The following is a 16,409-nucleotide window of genomic DNA, read 5'->3' as shown; positions in this document are numbered from 1 at the left end:
GTGCGAAGTTCTTCATGTCGCGAGGTTCACGATGGGGTGCGATCCACCCTTCTGACGCGGTTCAGCGGAGGGTCGCTTGCGGGGGCGGCGTGGGCAGCACGAACAGCTGATGCGCATGATTGCCTGCAACGTCGCCATCTCCGAAGTCGGTGGCCAGGGTGAACCGTCCTTCGGCGTCGAGATCGCGCATCACCGTCATCGGCAGCTCGCTCACGTCGCCCTGTCGGTAACCCGTAAGCAGCCGGGTCACGGTCAGCATCTTCTTGTCTGCGGGGCGCACCGTCGCCTCGATCTCGGCGGTGGTGCGCCTGGCGCCCTGCGAAGAGACCTCGGTGCACGTCTCCTCGTGGGCGAAGTAGAACACGTTTCCATCGGCGTCGATGTGCTGATGGGTGGCGGGCTCCGCCGTCTGGGCGCACATCTTGCGGGGAGCCAGACCGCGGCTGTCGCGCTGGCCGACCGCACCCGGCGCGCGGACATCCACGTCGTGTCCGCGCGGATCAAGACGGGTCTCGATGCCCGTGGCCGCGTCGCTGGCCACCAGGACGTGACGCAGCCCGTGTCGCTCGGCGCGTGCCTGGAGGCGCCAGCCGTCTCGATCGACCGCCTCCACGTGTGGCGCGCGCATCCATCCGCGATCTCGTGTCTCGAAGCGCGCCGCGACCCCGTTGGTGGTCGTGTTCAGAACGAACACGTCGCGTTCTGGATCGTGATGGTGGCGCACCCCGTTCCTCCAGACGGCCTCGTCTGCGAGAGCGGCTGGAGAGCGCGGTGGGGTGAATCGTCGAATGAAGTACGACTCGACGTGGTCGAGCAGCGTGCCGGACATGGGAGACCTCCAACGCGATTGGCCGAGCAGATGTCGCCACGCGCGAGCATAGCGCGGTGCAGTGCCTCTGTCGCTCGATGGGGCGCCGGAGGTCGCAGACGGTGGGGGAACTGCCGCTGAATCGCCGTGGGTCGCGGTGCGCGGCTCGCGGGATTCGCGTGGAGCAGCGCACAGGAGACATCTCCACCGCAGAGGAACCTTTCCCCCCCGCGGGTCTTCCCTCCACAGCTGCAGAGGAGCCTCTCCATGAACATTCGTCCGCTCATCGCCACCGCCGCCCTGCTGGGCGCATTCGCCGCCAGCGCCCTTGCCGGCGCGGGAACCCTCTTCATCAACGGCAAGCCCGCCGCCCACGCGCCCATCTCGCAGAATGGCGAGACCTGGGTGTCCGTGAGCGATCTCAAGGCCGCCGGTGCCCAGGTCACCGTCGGAGACGGGCGCCTGTCGATTCGCTTCCGTCCCGACAGCGGCGGCGCGCATCAGATCACGGGCGTCGAGGGGGCAAAGGGCGAGTGGCTCTTCAATGGCATCTGGCGCCTGCGCGCCACGGCGGTCGAGGTGGCCGAGAAGCCGTTCAGCAACGGGGTGCCCGGATGGGCCGTGACGGTAGAGATCCGCAACGGGTCGAACAAGGAGGTCTCGCTGTTCAACACCGGCGTGGGCCTGCCCACCCTTGCCCTGGCCGATGGCACGATTCTCAAGGCTGACGAAGGCGACTGGCAGACCATCAGCTTTCGCCAGATGCTGCCCGGCGCCGCGGTCACCCACGCGCTCAAGTTCTGGTTTCCCAGCGGCACGGTCAAGAGCGGCACGAAGCCCGCGGTGCGCCTCGTGGTTCCCGTCGACGTGAGGTCGGGCTTGCTGCGTGACACCGGTCTGCACTACACCGGGGGCGCGCCCGCGTTCCGCGTGACGCTCTGATCCGGGCGCCCTTCGACCGGTGACAGCGCGTCGCACCATCTACATCACGGCCAACAGCCCAGGGGAGATCTCGGGCTTCCTGGTGCCGGTGGTGGCCAGCCTGCGGCGTCAGCTGCCAGGGTTTCGCTGCGTCGTGATCATGCTGCCGTGCACGTTCGCCACGGGTCGTGAAGAGGCGGTGGCCAGGGCTGTTCCTGGCGTTGATGCGGTAATCCCCACCCGTCGCCTGCTGAAGATGCTGCTGCGGGGGCTGCCTGAGCCAGGCGCCGCGCTGATCCACCTGGGCGGAGACCTCATGTACGCGGCTCTTCTGGCGAGGCGCAGCCGAATCCCCGCCTGGGCCTTCCAGTGGGCGAACCCGATGTGGGATCGCTTCCTGCGGGGGTATTTCGTCAAGACCGCGGCCGACGCCGAGCGCATGCGCGCCCAGGGCATCGCGCCGGAGCGCGTCGCGGTCATCGGCGATCTCGTCGTCGACAGCGTGCGCAGCGCGCTGGGCGGCGCGGTGGCGGCCGATCTCCCCGCGCCTTCTGCCGACGCCGCAAGCCCCGCGGCACCTCACGTCGTCTTCCTGCCGGGCAGCCGTCCCCAGGAGATCGTCATGCTGAGCCGCTTCTTTCTCGAGGTGGCCGAGCACGTGCGCGCCGTCATGCCGAAGGCGCGCTTCAGCCTTCTCGTCTCGCCATTCGTCGAGTGGGCGCGGGTGCGTCCAGGGTTCGAGATGCCCATCGATCTCGTCGTGGGGGGCATCCCGGGCACGCTTTCCGAGCATGACGGGCAGGCCGCTCTGACGAGCGCCGCCGGAACCCGGCTCGCTCTTGTGCGCGAAGGCATGCTCGACGCCATGGCGGCCGCCGACTTCGTCGTCAGCATCCCCGGAACGAAGACGGGAGAAGCCGGGAGCCTGGGCAAGCCCATGCTCGTGGTTCTCCCGACCAATCGCCTGGAGGAGATCCCGTGGCACGGCCTGCTGGGCATGCTCGACTGGCTCCCCGTTGTCGGGCGGCTCGTCAAGGTGCTCGTCTATCGCACCATGGTCGACCGCTACATCGGCCGGGTGTACTCACAGCCGAATCTCATGGCGCCCGCTGCTGTGGTGCCCGAGATGATCGGGTTTCTCACGCCCATGCTCGTGGCCGACAAGGTGCTGTTCACGTTCGGGCGCACCCCCTTGGGTCGCGATCCGCTGCCCTTGCGGGGGCGGGTGCAAGGGCAGCGCGGCCCGTACAGTGTGAACGGGGCTCTCGACAGCGACTGGGCTCGCATGCGTGTCGATCTGCACGCGGTCTACGCCCCGTTCTCCGGCGCGGCCGATCGGGCCGTGGGCGCCATCGCTGAGGCCCTTCACGCGCAGTGAATCGCATGAAGGCATGTGTGCCTTCACGGAGAATTGACGCGTTCTCTCCGGGGCTCTTCGAGGGAAGAAGCGTGATGGCACAGGAGGCGGCAAGACGATGACCCAGGGCGTGGCTGACGAGACACTCGTGGAAGATACGCAAGCGCAGGCAGACCCAGAGGTTCGCGCGTTCAGTCGCGTGCGGGGGGGGCTGGCGTTCGGCCTGGCTCTTGGCGCGGCCGCGGTAGGCTCGTTCGTGCTTTTCCGATTGCTCAACCGCACCCAGGTCGAGGGCACCGAGAACATTCCCGAGCACAGCGAGAATGTGCTCTACTGCCTCAACCACAACTCGATCCTCGATAACTTCGCCTTCGAGAGCGCCGTGTATCTGCCGAAGGTGCTCTTCCGCCCCGAGTTCCTCCCCATCCAGCTCGCCGACCGAAAGAACTTCTTCGGTGACCCCGGATCGCGCAAGCTGAAAGATCGCATCATGGGGGTCATCGGCCGCCACTTCCTGCGCCACCTGCGGGCGTTCCCTGTCGACCGCAAGTCTGGCGACATGGCCCAGGTCGATGGGTGGATCGAGCTGCTCAAGCAGAACATCGTGGTGGTCTTTCCCGAGGGAACGCGCTCGCGTACCGGCGAGATCGGGCGGGGCAAGGCCGGCGTGGGCAAGCTCATCTACAAGTCGCGTCCCACGGTGATCCCGGTGCGCATGGTGGGCATGAGCCGCGTGCTGGGCGTGGGCATGACGGTTCCCAAGGCGTTCCAGACCGTTCGGGTCTTCATCGGCAAGCCCCTCGACATGAGCACCTTCATCGACGCGCCGCTGCCCGAGCGAGAAGCCGATGAGCTCGCGCTCTACCGCGGCATCGCCAATCACGTGGTCGACGCCATCAAGTCGATCGCCCCCGACGTTCCCGAGCCCGCATAGCGTGAGCGAGCACGGGTTGCCCCCGTTGGTCCGGCCGCGCGCGAGAGCGTGGGGGCTTCGCCTGGGAGACCTGCCGACCGGCCCGCGCAATGCCATCACCGACGTCGACGGTGTGCGCGTCGGGCACGTCACCGTGATTCACGGCGAGGGCTGCAATGCCGCGCGATGCGGGGTCACCGCCGTGCTCGCGCCGGGCGATGATCCCTTCCATCGCAAGCTGCCCGCGGCGGCGGCCGCCTTCAACGGCTGCGGCGAGATGACCGGTCTGTGGTGGGTGAACGAGTCGGGGTTTCTCGAGACGCCCATTCTCATGACCGACACCCTGAGCATTGGGCGTGTGCTCGACGGAGCCATCTCGTGGATGCTCGACCGCTATCCGCGCCTGGGTCGTGAGGAAGATGTCTTCACGCCCGTGGTGGGCGAGTGCGACAACTCTTTTCTCAACGACATCCGCGGTCGGCACGTCACCTCCGAGCACGTGCGCGCCGCACTCGACACGGCCTCCGGCGGACCCGTGGCCGAAGGGGCCGTGGGAGCGGGCACGGGGATGACCTGCTACGATTTCAAGGGCGGCATCGGTACCGCGTCGCGGGTGGTCGATGTCGATGGCGCACGTTACACGGTAGGCGCGCTCATCAACGACAACCACGGGCGGCGCAAGGATCTCGTGCTGGGGGGGACTGCGCTCGGCGACCTGCTCACCGATCGCATGCCGCTTGATCGCGCGGGCAGCCCTGAGCCGGAGGGTTCGTTCATTCTCGTCATCGCCACCGACGCTCCGCTCGACGCCCGCGCTCTCTCGCGCCTGGCGCAGCGCGCCTGGCTCGGAGTGGCCCGCACGGGCGGCAAGGGCAATCGGGGCAGCGGCGACTTCGCCCTGGCGTTCTCGACGCGCAACGTCATGGTGACCCCGCCGCCTCAGGGTCCGCGCCTGCTAGAGTCGGTCGACGAGTCGCGGCTGAACCCCCTCTTCGATGGGGTGGTGGAGGCCGTTGAGGAGGCCATCGTCAATGCCCTGTTCGCCGGCACCGACATGGTCGGACGAGATGGGAACACCGTGTTCGGGCTGCCCCTCGACGCTCTGGCGGGCGTGCTGCGCGCCTCAGGCTGACGCGGGGGCGCCCTCGCGACGACCGGCCAGCTGCAGGGCCACGTCGACGATCATGTCTTCTTGACCGCCCACCATCTTGCGGCGCCCGAGCTCGATCAGCACGTCGCGCGGATCGACGCCGAAGCGCTTCGCGGCGCGTTCGGTGTGCAGCAGGAACGATGAGTACACCCCCGCGTAGCCGAGCATGATCGCGTTGCCGTCGGTCTGCACGGGGCGCGTCTGCAGCGGGCGAACGATGGCATCGGCGGCATCGATGAGCGGGTAGAGATCGATGCCGGTCTCGACCCCCATTCGCGCGAGCACGGCCACGAGCACCTCGAGGGGGCAGTTGCCCGCTCCCGCCCCCATGCCAGCCAGCGACGCGTCAACGCGATCGGCCCCTTCCTCGACGGCGATGACCGTGTTGGCCACGCCCAGCGAGAGGTTGTTGTGGTTGTGGAAGCCCACCTCGCAGGCGAGCGACTGCTTCAGCGCCCGCACCCGATCTCGTGTCTCGTGCATGAGCAGCGCGCCGGCCGAGTCGACCACGTAGACGCAGTGCGCGCCCCGCGACTCCATGCGACACGCCTGCTCGACCAGCTCGGTCGTTGAGATCATGTGCGCCATCATCAAGAAGCCTGCCACGTCGAAGCCCAGCTCGCGGGCGGCCTCGATGTGCTCGTCGGCGATGTCGGCTTCGGTGCAGTGGGTGGCGATGCGCACGGTATCGACACCCAGCGCTCGTGCCTCGCGCAGATCGCGCACCGTGCCGATGCCCGGAAGCAGAAGCGCCGCCAGCCGCGCGTGCTTGAGCTCGGCCTTCACCGCGGTGATGTACTCGGCCTCGGTGTGGGCCGAGAAGCCATAGTTGAACGAGTTGCCGTTCAGGCCGTCGCCGTGCGATACCTCGATGAGAGGAACGCGGGCCGCGTCGAGACGGCGGGCAATGGCCACCATCTGGTCGACCGAGTACTGGTGCGACAGTGCGTGCATTCCGTCGCGCAGGGTGACGTCGTTGACGATGAGCATCGGTCGTTCCTCTTCAGACCGCGGCGCTGACGCGCTCGGCCATGCGCTCGCCCACGCGCAGGGCGGCGGCGGTCATGATGTCGAGATTGCCGGCGTACGCCGGCAGGTAGTGCCCTGCGCCTCGCACCTCGAGCAGGCAGGTGATCTTCCACCCACGACGCGGGGGCTCGCCCGGCACGCGCACCGGGTCGTCGCGACGGTCTTCGAAGATGGGGTCTCGCACGAGGCGGTAGCCGGGGACGTAGGCGGCCACCGCAGCCTCCATCTCGCGGATGGAGGCACGCAGCGCGTCGATGTCGGCGTCGCCCTCCACCAGCACGTACACGGTGTTGCGCATCAAGATGGGCGGTTCGGCCGGGTTCAGCACGATGATGGCCTTCCCGCGTGCCGCGCCACCGATGGTCTCGAGCGCCCGCGCCGTGGTCACGGTGAACTCGTCGATGTTGGCCCGCGTGCCCGGCCCAGCCGAACGACTGGCGATGGACGAGACGATCTCGGCATAGCCCACCGTGGCGCCGGTGCGGCGCACGGCCCAGACCATCGGCACGGTGGCCTGGCCGCCGCAGGTGATCATGTTCACGTTGGGCGCGTCGAGGTGCTGCTCGAGGTTGGCGACCGGCACCACGGCGGGGCCGATGGCGGCGGGGGTGAGATCGACGACGCGCAGGCCCCGCGCGGTGAGCAGCGGGGCGTGCGCGTGATGGGCCTTCGCGGAGGTGGCGTCGAAGACGATGCCGATGTCGCGGCACGTGGGGCTGTCGAGCAGCGCCTGCGCGCCGCCCACGATGGCCTCAACGCCCAGGCGTCGGGCCCGCGCCAGGCCTTCTGACGTCGGGTCGATGCCCACCAGGGCCCCCATCTCGAGGGCGCCGTCTCGTCGCAGCACCTTCATCATGAGGTCTGTGCCGATGTTGCCGCTTCCAAGGATTGCGACGCGCTGCTTCATCTCTCGTCTCCCGCGTGATCTGGGAGGGCGGGCTTCGCAGTCGCCGGTGCGATCTCCTCGGCGGGCGCCGGCTTCGAGGGCAGCCCTTCCCCGCCCGGCCTCGGCGATGCCGACAAGGCACGAAGGGTGCTGCGCGTCAAGGCTTCCATCGGGCGAAGGGCGCGGACCAGGGTTTCCGAGATCACGTCTTCCCGCGTCTGCCCCCCTTGTCCGGACAGGGTCGCCTCACGCGACGCCTGCAGCTCGATTCGATCGATGACGTGGCCGTCGCCGGGTCGGATGAGCAACGCCGACAAGCGCACGTGGACCGCGTATACGCATCCCCCTGGCCATGGCATGTTCGTCTGCTTGACGTCGTTCAGCGCCAGGGCCAGCACGAGGGTGGACGGGTGCGCCGCCGCGTCACGCAGCAGCGCGTCCCGGTCGAACGGGGGGGCGGAAGGGGCAAGCATCACCAGATTCGTGAATGCGCGCATCGGGGCAAGGGCTGCGCTGAGACGTTCGGTCCAGGTCGGTGGAACCTTCTCCGCGAGCAGGTTTCGCGTCTGCTCGGTCTCGGCGTTCGCCGCGGTCGGGGCGAGCGCGTCGGCCAGCCCGCGGTCGCCCAGCATCACGACGGTGACGGGCAACGCCTGTGGGGGCTTCCCGCCGAGCAGGCTGCTGCCAGAGGAGGGATGCGCGTCCAGCCACGCGCGCACGTTCGCCGAACGGTCGGCCGTGCGCGGATGGGTGTGGAAGATGCGCAACGTGGCGGGGCGCGTCTGCTCGAACTGCTGCATGCGTTCGAAGAGCGTGAGCGCGGCCTCTGGTGAGAAGCCCGCCTGTGCCACGCACAGGAGGGCCTCGTGATCGGCCTGCGTCTCGAGCTCGCGCGAGTAGGATGCCGATGCGCCTTGTCTTAGCACGGCCGCGGTGACATTGCCCAGCGGAGAGCGATTCACGCCGCTCCTGGCCAGGGTTCGCCAGAGGCCACGGTCGACGGAGGCGGCGCGGCTGGCGTGACCGAGTGCCACGTGCATCATCTCGTGGGCGAGCACGAAGGCGAGCTCGTCGTCTTGAAGGGGAGAGGTGCCGGGGAGGTTCTCCAGCAATCCGCGATGCACCACCAGGAGACCGTTCGGGAGGGCGTAGGCATTGGGCACCGGATTCGAGGTCATGCGAACGCGCCAGTAGATTCCATCGCCGCCCACAACGGGGATCAGCCGATTCACGATGCCCTCGAGGCGTTCGAGGAGAGCGGATTCGTCAGCGGTTGCCCCACCGCTCTGGGCGACGGCGCTCCGAGCGGAGGGGGCCGCGGCGGTACCGTCGTGTGCGAGGACGGTCAGGGCTGCAGCGAGGCAGAGGCTCGCCAGGCACGCTCGTGTCAGGCGCATGCGAGGCCTCGCAGCCTGAAGAGAGGGGCGTTTCGCGGGAGAGAGGACCGCGGCGATGTCGAAGGGAACGGGGAGGCATGGGTATGGAAGAGCGACGCGCCATCCGCGCGTTCCAGGAGCACCGCTATCCCGGGCTGAAGGCACAGATCGACGAAGCCGCGGGCTTCGAGGTCGACGTCGAGGTCGATTGGGCCAGTCTCGACGTCGATGCCTACGCCGAGCACTACGAAGAGGCGCTGGAGAAGGTGTACTTCCAACCCCTCATCGATGCGTTCGCGGCGCTGCGGCTCGACGCTTCTCGTCCGCCCCTCGCCCAGGTGCTTCGACGCGTCGTGGTCTGCTATGAGACCGTGGCTTCGCGCGTTCGCTTCGAGCAGGGGGTGCTCGTTCTCGATCACTACCCCGTGAGTGATATCGGCGACGTCACAACGCGTGCCATGGCGGTGGTGGCCGCCCTCAGCTGAGGGGCGCAGGCTCAGCGCGCAACGCGCCCGTAGTCGACCATGAGACATCGGTTCTGCACCACCTTGATGCCCGCGCGGGCAAGTGCCTCGGCGGCTTCGTCGTTGCGGATGCCGGACTGCATCCAGGCGATGCGCGGTCCTTTGGCGATGATATCGTCGACGTGCCCCGTCACATCGGCTGGCCGACGAAAGATGTCGACGAGGTCGAGGTCGCCGGGCACGTCGACCAGCCTGCGATAGACGGGCTGCCCCATCAGGTGCGTCACCTCCGGGTAGTACACCGGCACGGGCACGATCTCGACGCCAGCCCTGGCCAGGGCCTCGGGCACATACCACGCCGCCTGATCGGCGTGGACCTCGGTCTTCATTCCGAGCACCGCCACGCGTCTCACCGTGCGCAGCAGGGCTTCGATGTCGGGCCACTCGGTGATGAGGTTCTGTTCGAATGCCATGACGGGTCCTCTCTGTCAGCGTGGGCGATGGATGAGATTCCTTCGCGCGAGCGTGCGTTCTCCTGCCGATCTGCCCTCGGCGGGCGCGCGACCAGGCAAGAACGCGCGCCACGATGGCGAACAGATGGGCATGTCGTTCTTCGAGCTTCCCCCTGAGACGCAACAGGACCTGTTCAGCGAGCTGCAGCAGCTCTATGACGCATTTGAGCAAGAGACGCGCGACCTGCCGACGCCGCGCGGATCGTGTGCCGGGTGCGGGCGCTGCTGCGAAGGGCCGCCGCTCTACATGACATGCTCCGACCTCGAGTATGCATACGCCATGAGCACGCCGGCCCTCGGACGCGTCGGCGCGCAGTCGCGCTTCGACGAGCACGCGCCGGATCGCCGCCATGCCTTCTCTCGCTTCACATGCCCCTTCTACTCGCAGGCCAGCGGCTGCACGGTATACGCGCGCCGGCCCTTCGCGTGCCGCGTCTTCGGACGCTACGCGCGTCAGCCCATCGAGTGGGACTTCTGCGTCTATCGCGAGACGGCGCGACCGTACGCCGACGCGAGCGAGGTGCCGCTGTACGACCGCTACCGCGAGCTGATGGGCCGTTATCCGGCCCATCGTGGCTACGTCTATCCCACGGCCATGCCCTACACCCGGCCTGCGGTGGAGATGCTGCTGGGCGAGACGCTGCCCTGGTCGCCCGCCGCCCACCCGCGTTTCACCTTGTAGCGCGGTGGTTCAGCTCGCGATGGCGGTTCGCTCGATGCGCATGCGACCGTCGAGCCACCGCACCACGCCGACGTAGGGCCGACCTTCGCTGTCGAACAGGTCACGCTTCTCGAGCTTCTGGTTGGGTTCGGTGTACTTGATGCGTCCCGCGGCGATCAGCGCGCGCATGCTCTCGCGCAACCGATCGCCCACCTCGGTGCTCTGTGTGAGCGCGCCGTCGGCGTCTATCGGTACCTCCACCACCGCCCCGTCGAACATGCCAAACCCGTCGCCTCGCAGCGTCACCTGCAGGTCGAACGTGCCAGGGTCGGCGCTGAGGGGCGCGTGGTCTTCGCGGGGGCGCGCTTCCGTGACCAGGCTCTCGACAGCGTCGCGGGGGATGATCTTGCGACGGGTGAACACCTGGGTCATGAGGTCGGCGTTGCGACCGCTGTTGTAGCTGCGGTCGGCCTTGATCATGGCCAGGGCCATGTCCTTGTAGGTGAACTCGCCCTGGGGGGCTGTCTTGAACAGGTTCACGTAGATGGTGAGGAGCTCATCGCCCGCGGCCCGCAGCGCGTCGCGCGCCGGCATTCCCGCTGCGGTGCTGCGGTTCACGATTCCGCGAAGCACGTCGTAGGTGGCGCCGGTCCAGAGCCGGGAGAAGCTGTGCTCCTCGTTGCCGAGCTGGTCGGGTCCGCCGATGGTGGGCAGCGATGAGGGCCTGGCCCAGGTGAACGTGTTGATGGCGTTGCGAAGCCACGGTCCGCCCGTGACGTTCTGCCCCGCGTTGTGGTTGATGGCCATGCCCAGCTGCTCGCCCATGGCGGCCACCGCGTTCGGCTTCGACAGATCGCCGTTGGTCTGTGCCATCACCAGATCGAGGGTGCGCTCGTCGCGCAGGCTCATGATCATGGCCGTGACGTCGCCGAAGGCTTCGTGAAAGGCGCGGGTGTCGTAGCCGAACGACTGCAGGTAGCCCGGGCGCAGGGCGTCGAGGATGGCGTGCCCGGTCTCGTGCGAGGCCACCTCACCGGAGTCGCCGGTGTAGATGGTGTGCCCCCGGCGCGGGTCGACCGCATGGAAGAAGTTCAGCGTCCCGTCGAAGGCGTCGTAGAAGGCGTTGAGGTTCTGTCCTCGATCCGGGACCACGTCGAGACGGTCTCGGTGGAACGACCACGTGATGGGCTTGCCGAGGGCGCTCTCGAACACGGCGACGGTGCTCGCTGCGGCGGCGAAGGGGAGTGCGCCGTGGACCCTGCTGTCGCTGTCGGCATAGACGTACGCACCGCTGACAGGCTGCGGCGGGTTCTTCTTGAACGCGACCTTCGCGGTGCGCAGGGGCGCGGCAGTCTGGCTCTTGACGGAAGCGGCGCCGTTCGACAGCACCGTGGTGTCCTGGGCGTTGCTGCTCACCGCTACGTCCGCGGGCGCGGGGGATGGCGCGGGGGGCGCCTGTGCCGCCCTGGCCGGCGCCGATGTGCGAGAGATCTGCATGCGGGCACGTCCTGTCCATGGGCGTGGCGCGCGGTCCACTCCCAGCCTTCCTTGCTTGCATCGTACACCCCCGACCCCACAGAGGGAATTGACGTTTCTTTAACATCCGGCAGAGGATTGACGCCTATCAGACCATGTCGCATGGGTGTCTGCCTTCGAGGCATTGACTTTCTCCGCGCTGTGCCTCTACCATCGGCTCACTGCCCAACGAGAGGATTCGAGAATGCACCCGCGGTTTCGCGCACTCGTGACGTCTCTGCTCCATCTGCTCGTCATCTTGTCAGCCCTCACCCTGCCTGTGTGCGCCCAGGCGGGGAAGAAGGCCGCCCCTCCGGCACAGGCGGGCGGCGAGCAGCCTGAGCGCCCACCGAGCACGTCGCGGTCAGAGTTCCAAGGGCCCACCGGAGGCCAGATGAACCTCGGGAGCGATGAGGGCTTCGGTTTCGGCACCCTCGAGCCCGATCCCACGGCGCTCTTCGGTCCCACCCGGATCCCGGTGCTCCTGCCCGGAAACTACAGCCTGTCGACGGTGAGCCTGCCCGTGTACCTCGCGGTCAGGCCCGCGCCCGCCCAGCGCTTCCTGCTCGAGGCCGCGGCCGACCTCACGCAGCTGGGCGCCGACCTGAGCTGGTCGTGGCGCCCCGCGTCCGGGCCTGGCGTGCTCACCGCAAACGTCTTCACCTGGCGCGCCCGCACGCTGGCCTTTGAGGGCGGCCCTGTGCCAGTGGGACTTCTCGATCCGCGCGGCGCCCATCCGTGGACCTGTCAGGTCGGTGGAGGAGTGGAGTACGCACTGCCCCTCTCTCCCGAGCTGCGGCTGGCGGCTGCGCTCGGATACCGGCAGGTCACCGTGCAGTCCGGGGCCTTCACCGGACAGGTGACACCGGTCGATCAGCTCGGTGACCCGCTCACGATGCGCCCGAACGGAACCGATCAGCTGCTGAGCGCTCGCGTCGTCGGGCTTTACAGCACGCTCGACAACCTCCAGTTCCCCACGCGGGGCACCAAGCTGCGGTTCGGATTCGATCAGACCCTTCCCATCGGTCCCGACCCCATCCACTCCACCCGTCTCAGCGGGAACTGGACCCAGTTCTTCGACGTGGGACGTCACGGCCAGTCGCTCATCTTCAACCTGCAGTCCGGGCTGGCGCTCGGAGACGTTCCGCCCTACGACGCCTACGCCCTGGGCGGGGTCAACTCGGTGCGAGGCTGGTCTGCGGGTGCACTCGGCGCGGCCCAGGGCTTTGTCGAGAGCACGCTCGAATATCGCTTCCCTCTCGGCGAGGCGAGCCTCTTCGGAACCGATCTGAAGCTGCGCGGCGCGATGTTCATCGATTTCGCCGATGATTTCGACAGTCAGGGCAAGGTGCACGGTCGCCCCGGCCTGGTGCGCGGAAAGCCGGGCAACGGTGCGGGGGGCGGTGTCGGTCTGCACGTGCAGAGCCCCGTCGGGCTGATTCGCCTCGAGGGCGCCGTCACGGGCAGCGGCGTGGCGAACGTGTACCTGACGGTGGGAGATCGGTACTGAGGGCTCCGCCTGGCGTGCGGGCCATTGCGATGGAGGCCCCTATTTACAGGAGCGGGACGAACCGCTATACTGGGGAGCGTTGTGTGCCTGGAGAGGGATCCCTGACGGGTCGCGAGCTTGTCTCGTGGGCTGTCCCTGGGGGCGTTCGAGCGTTCGACGCTCCAACCATCGCCGCGTCACGACCCATCAAACTGCGAGGTGAAGAAAGTGACCGTGACCATCGAGCGTGCCCAGGGTGTGGGCACGTTGGACCGCGGCGGTGTCGCCGCTGAGGCTGTCGGACTCGAGGCCATCGCCGACCGCTGGATCCCCCGCGGCAGCTTCCGCTGCTACGCCACCTCTCCCTACGAGGCCGATCACGGCCAGATCGTGCGCACGTCGACCGAGATCAGCGTGCGTCTCGATCATCTGCTGTCGCCCCGTCTCAGCGTCACATCGCTGTCTGAGGGCCGTGTCCGCGTGGCCATCGAGACGTTCTGGCCCGTGGGCGGTCTGGTGATGACCGGGACCCTGACCCGTCAGGGCGACGTGGTGACCTTCGCCGACGAAGACTCCGATCGGGTCGTCGAGATGCGCCGCGGAGCCGATGGTCGGCTGTCGATGCGCGTCCGCCAGAGCGGCAAGGAGAGCGAGTACGCACTTCTCTTCTAGGAGAACGGCCGAAGAGGTCGGTTTTCGCCCAGAACGATTGCCGGAAGTGCGGCTTTCGGCTGCGCTTCTCGCAATCGTCCACCGAGCGAGCGGTTCGGTGTGAAGAGATGAAAGGGCCTGTCCACATCGGACAGGCCCTTTTTCACGGGGAGGGGAGGGGTCTGCCCCTCGTATGGGGGGCGTTGGGGATGGTTGGATCAGCCGATCTTGATCGTCCGCGGTTTCACAGACTCCGATTTGGGGAGGGTCAGGGTGAGCACCCCGTCCTTGTAGTCGGCTGCGGCCTTCTCCGCGTCGATGCGGACCGGGAAGGTGACGCTCCGGCTCACCTCGCCGCTGAACCGCTCGCGCAGGAGGAACCGCTCGTTCTCGCGGGCGGGTTCGCACTGCAGGCGGGCGCGGATGGTGAGCGTGTCGCCCTCGAACCGCACGTCGATGTTGTCCTTGCTCGTGCCGGGCACGGTGGCGCGGACCACGAACTCCTCTGGCGACTCCGTCACGTCGAGCGCCACGCCGTTCCGTGGGCTCAGCGAGGCGGGTACGAACGACTGCTCGATGAGGTGGTTCATCGCATCGCGCAGCGAGAGGTTCTCCTTGTGGGCATCCCAGATCGAGATCATCTCTGTCAACCTCCTGCGTTGAATCTGTTGTGCCCTCATCATACGCACGTCTCGTTAGCACGGCATATGCGCCGTGTTAGCGGTGTGTGTGCGCGACGTCAGAAGTTCGTATGCGAGGCCCGTGTAGCGCGCGCGGCGGGCGTGAGGTCGCGCCTGGCCCCTCCACGCGCAGGCGGGTCGCGGGCAGGAGCGCTGCGGAGCAGGCACGAACGCGAACCAGCGCATGACCTCTCACGCGCCAGGGGCGCCGGGCAGCAGTCCGCGCTGGACCTCCACCGCCAAGACGGGCGTCGGCACCGCGCTCTGGAACTCGAGCCTCGTCTGGTTCACCTTGAGCCACGGCATCCTCAACGAGGTGTACCATCCGTCGGTCGACGTTGCGTGCCTGCGCGACGCGGGCCTCATCGTCACAGACGGGTCGGCGCTCTTCTCTGAGGAGAAGCGCGACGTGGAGAGCCTGGTCACGCCTCTGGCAGACGGGGTTCCTGCGTATCGCCTCGTCAACCGATGCCGAAGCGGCCGGTACGAGATCACCAAGCAGGTCGTCTGCGATCCACGGCGCAGCGTTCTCCTGCAGCGCACACGGTTCACCCCGCATGGCGACCTTGCCTCGACCGCGCGGCTCTATCTCCTGGTGGCGCCCCACATCGGCAACAGCGGCGCCGACAACCACGCCTGGGTGGGGGAGCATCGCGGCGTGCCCATGCTCTTCGCCCAGCGCGGTGACATCGCCCTGGCGGTGGCGTGCAGCACGCCCTGGACCGCAGCGTCGGTGGGGTTCGTCGGGGTGTCTGACGGGTGGCAGGACCTGCATCGTCACAAGCGCCTGGAGTGGCGCTACGAGCGTGCCGAGAACGGCAACGTGGCCCTTACGGGCGAGATCGACGCCGAGGCGGCCCGTGTGGGCGTGGACATCGCCCTGGGCTTCGGCGCCACCGCCGAGGAAGCGGCCCTGCAGGTCTCTCAGAGCCTCCTCGATGGGTTCGAGGCGGCGTGCAAGACCTATGTCGTCGGATGGGAGCAGCTGCAATCGTCTCTCGTTCCCCTCGATCGCCAGGCGCCGCGTGAGGGCGACCTGTATCGGCGCAGCGTCATGGCGCTTCGCGTCCACGAAGACAAGCGCTTCCCCGGTGCGGTGATTCCGAGCCTCTCCATCCCCTGGGGCTTCGAGAAGGGCAGCACCACGCTCGGTGACTACCATCTCGTCTGGCCGCGCGACCTGGCGCTGGCGGGAGGGGCGTTCATCGCTGCGGGTGCGCGCGCGGAGGCGCTCCGCGTTCTGCACTACCTCTGCGCGACGCAGGAGAGCGAGGGGCACTGGGCCCAGAGCTCGACTCCGAGCGGGCGGCCGCTGCTCAACCACGGTCAGATGGACGAGCCCGCACTCACCATCCTGCTGGTCGAGCTCGCGCAGCGGCACGGGATTCTCGACGGGGGGGACGCCCTCGAGCGGCTGTGGCCCATGGTGCGTCGCGCGGTCACGTTCATCGCGCGCTGCGGTCCTGTGCTCCAGGCCGATCGCACGGAGACCGATCCGGGCACCTCCCCCTTCACCCTCGCCGCGGTGGTGGCGGCGCTGCTCGTGGCCGCCGACATGGCCGAGGCCCACGGCGAGCCATCGGATGCCGCATACCTGCGTGAGACCGCTGACATCTGGAACGAGGGCATCGACGCGTGGGCATACGTGCGAGACACCGACGTGGCGCGCTGGGTCGGTGTGGATGGGTACTACGTGCGCATCGCGCCCGCTGACGAGCGCGCCTTCAGCACCCCCCGTCCTGTTCTCGATCCGCTTCGTCTGCGGGGGGCGGCGGAGGCGGTGGTGACCCCGGACGTCCTGGCCCTCGTGCGCTTCGGGCTTCGCGCACCGGACGATCCGCGCATCTGCGACTCCCTGCGGGTGGTCGACGATGTGCTCGGGGTGGAGACGCCGTATGGATCGTCGTGGCATCGCGTGAGCGACGATCGCTACGGCGAGCACGACGACGGGTCCGCGTTCGACGGGCTCGGTGTCGGGCGGGCGTGGCCTCTTCTCA

General features: G+C 68.1%; 17 protein-coding genes. 10 read left to right on the top strand and 7 right to left on the bottom strand.

Annotated elements, in window-relative coordinates; genetic code table 11:
* Window positions 1-61: 61 nt before the first annotated feature.
* Window positions 62-829, bottom strand: coding sequence for a hypothetical protein (locus EB084_06805; protein ID NDD27958.1), 768 nt, complete (start codon window positions 827-829; stop codon window positions 62-64).
* Window positions 830-1,213: 384 nt separating this feature from the next.
* Between EB084_06805 and EB084_06800 the strand changes: the two genes are divergently transcribed.
* The 5 genes from EB084_06800 to EB084_06780 all read left to right on the top strand — a co-directional run bounded on the left by EB084_06800 (window position 1,214) and on the right by EB084_06780 (window position 5,131).
* On the top strand, window positions 1,214-1,750 hold the full coding sequence (locus EB084_06800; protein NDD27957.1) for a hypothetical protein: 537 nt from the start codon (window positions 1,214-1,216) through the stop codon (window positions 1,748-1,750).
* Between the two features lie 348 nt (window positions 1,751-2,098).
* Window positions 2,099-2,524 (top strand): hypothetical protein, encoded by a 426-nt coding sequence (locus EB084_06795; GenBank protein NDD27956.1) that lies wholly within the window; start codon window positions 2,099-2,101, stop codon window positions 2,522-2,524.
* Window positions 2,472-3,107, top strand: coding sequence for a hypothetical protein (locus tag EB084_06790; protein ID NDD27955.1), 636 nt, complete (start codon window positions 2,472-2,474; stop codon window positions 3,105-3,107). The genes EB084_06795 and EB084_06790 overlap by 53 nt, the downstream gene beginning before the upstream one ends.
* A 97-nt stretch (window positions 3,108-3,204) precedes the next feature.
* Window positions 3,205-4,020 carry a 1-acyl-sn-glycerol-3-phosphate acyltransferase gene (locus EB084_06785; GenBank protein ID NDD27954.1) on the top strand — a complete coding sequence of 272 codons (816 nt, stop codon included), beginning with the start codon at window positions 3,205-3,207 and terminating at the stop codon, window positions 4,018-4,020.
* On the top strand, window positions 3,935-5,131 hold the full coding sequence (locus EB084_06780) for a S58 family peptidase (protein NDD27953.1): 1,197 nt from the start codon (window positions 3,935-3,937) through the stop codon (window positions 5,129-5,131). Before EB084_06785 ends, EB084_06780 begins: the two co-directional genes overlap by 86 nt.
* Here EB084_06780 and dmpG read toward each other — a convergent pair.
* The 3 genes from dmpG to EB084_06765 are packed head-to-tail and all read right to left on the bottom strand — an operon-like array spanning window position 5,123 to window position 8,461.
* Window positions 5,123-6,139, bottom strand: a complete 1,017-nt coding sequence (gene dmpG, locus EB084_06775; GenBank protein NDD27952.1) for a 4-hydroxy-2-oxovalerate aldolase — start codon at window positions 6,137-6,139, stop codon at window positions 5,123-5,125. The genes EB084_06780 and dmpG overlap by 9 nt on opposite strands.
* 13 nt (window positions 6,140-6,152) lie before the next feature.
* Entirely contained in the window at window positions 6,153-7,085 is a 933-nt protein-coding gene (locus EB084_06770) for an acetaldehyde dehydrogenase (acetylating) (protein ID NDD27951.1), read from the bottom strand.
* A complete protein-coding gene (locus EB084_06765) occupies window positions 7,082-8,461 on the bottom strand; it encodes a hypothetical protein (GenBank protein NDD27950.1) in 1,380 nt (459 codons plus the stop codon). Before EB084_06765 ends, EB084_06770 begins: the two co-directional genes overlap by 4 nt.
* 83 nt (window positions 8,462-8,544) lie before the next feature.
* On the opposite strand from EB084_06765, the gene EB084_06760 reads away from it, so the two are divergent.
* Window positions 8,545-8,925, top strand: coding sequence for a hypothetical protein (locus EB084_06760; protein NDD27949.1), 381 nt, complete (start codon window positions 8,545-8,547; stop codon window positions 8,923-8,925).
* An 11-nt stretch (window positions 8,926-8,936) separates the two neighbouring features.
* Here EB084_06760 and EB084_06755 read toward each other — a convergent pair whose 3' ends face one another.
* Complete coding sequence (locus tag EB084_06755; GenBank protein ID NDD27948.1) at window positions 8,937-9,377, bottom strand: CoA-binding protein; 441 nt, start codon at window positions 9,375-9,377, stop codon at window positions 8,937-8,939.
* On the opposite strand from EB084_06755, the gene EB084_06750 reads away from it, so the two are divergent.
* A complete protein-coding gene (locus EB084_06750; protein NDD27947.1) occupies window positions 9,337-10,098 on the top strand; it encodes a YkgJ family cysteine cluster protein in 762 nt (253 codons plus the stop codon). The two genes, EB084_06755 and EB084_06750, sit on opposite strands and share 41 nt — an antisense overlap.
* Before the next feature lie 9 nt (window positions 10,099-10,107).
* Here the strand turns inward: EB084_06750 and EB084_06745 are convergent, their stop codons facing one another.
* Window positions 10,108-11,574 (bottom strand): hypothetical protein, encoded by a 1,467-nt coding sequence (locus tag EB084_06745; protein NDD27946.1) that lies wholly within the window; start codon window positions 11,572-11,574, stop codon window positions 10,108-10,110.
* A gap of 223 nt (window positions 11,575-11,797) precedes the next feature.
* Between EB084_06745 and EB084_06740 the strand changes: the two genes are divergently transcribed.
* Both EB084_06740 and EB084_06735 read left to right on the top strand, forming a co-directional pair.
* On the top strand, window positions 11,798-13,102 hold the full coding sequence (locus EB084_06740; GenBank protein NDD27945.1) for a hypothetical protein: 1,305 nt from the start codon (window positions 11,798-11,800) through the stop codon (window positions 13,100-13,102).
* A gap of 213 nt (window positions 13,103-13,315) precedes the next feature.
* Window positions 13,316-13,753: a hypothetical protein gene (locus tag EB084_06735; GenBank protein NDD27944.1), complete on the top strand. Its 438-nt coding sequence runs from the start codon at window positions 13,316-13,318 to the stop codon at window positions 13,751-13,753.
* Window positions 13,754-13,950: 197 nt separating this feature from the next.
* Here EB084_06735 and EB084_06730 read toward each other — a convergent pair whose 3' ends face one another.
* Window positions 13,951-14,415 carry an Hsp20/alpha crystallin family protein gene (locus tag EB084_06730; protein ID NDD27943.1) on the bottom strand — a complete coding sequence of 155 codons (465 nt, stop codon included), beginning with the start codon at window positions 14,413-14,415 and terminating at the stop codon, window positions 13,951-13,953.
* Between the two features lie 181 nt (window positions 14,416-14,596).
* Between EB084_06730 and EB084_06725 the strand changes: the two genes are divergently transcribed.
* A partial coding sequence (locus EB084_06725; GenBank protein ID NDD27942.1) for a glucan 1,4-alpha-glucosidase occupies window positions 14,597-16,409 on the top strand: 1,813 nt, incomplete at its 3' end.

This window comes from Pseudomonadota bacterium, from assembly GCA_010028905.1.
Lineage (GTDB): Bacteria > Vulcanimicrobiota > Xenobia > RGZZ01 > RGZZ01 > RGZZ01.
This window is presented reverse-complemented; position numbering and strand designations above follow the sequence as displayed.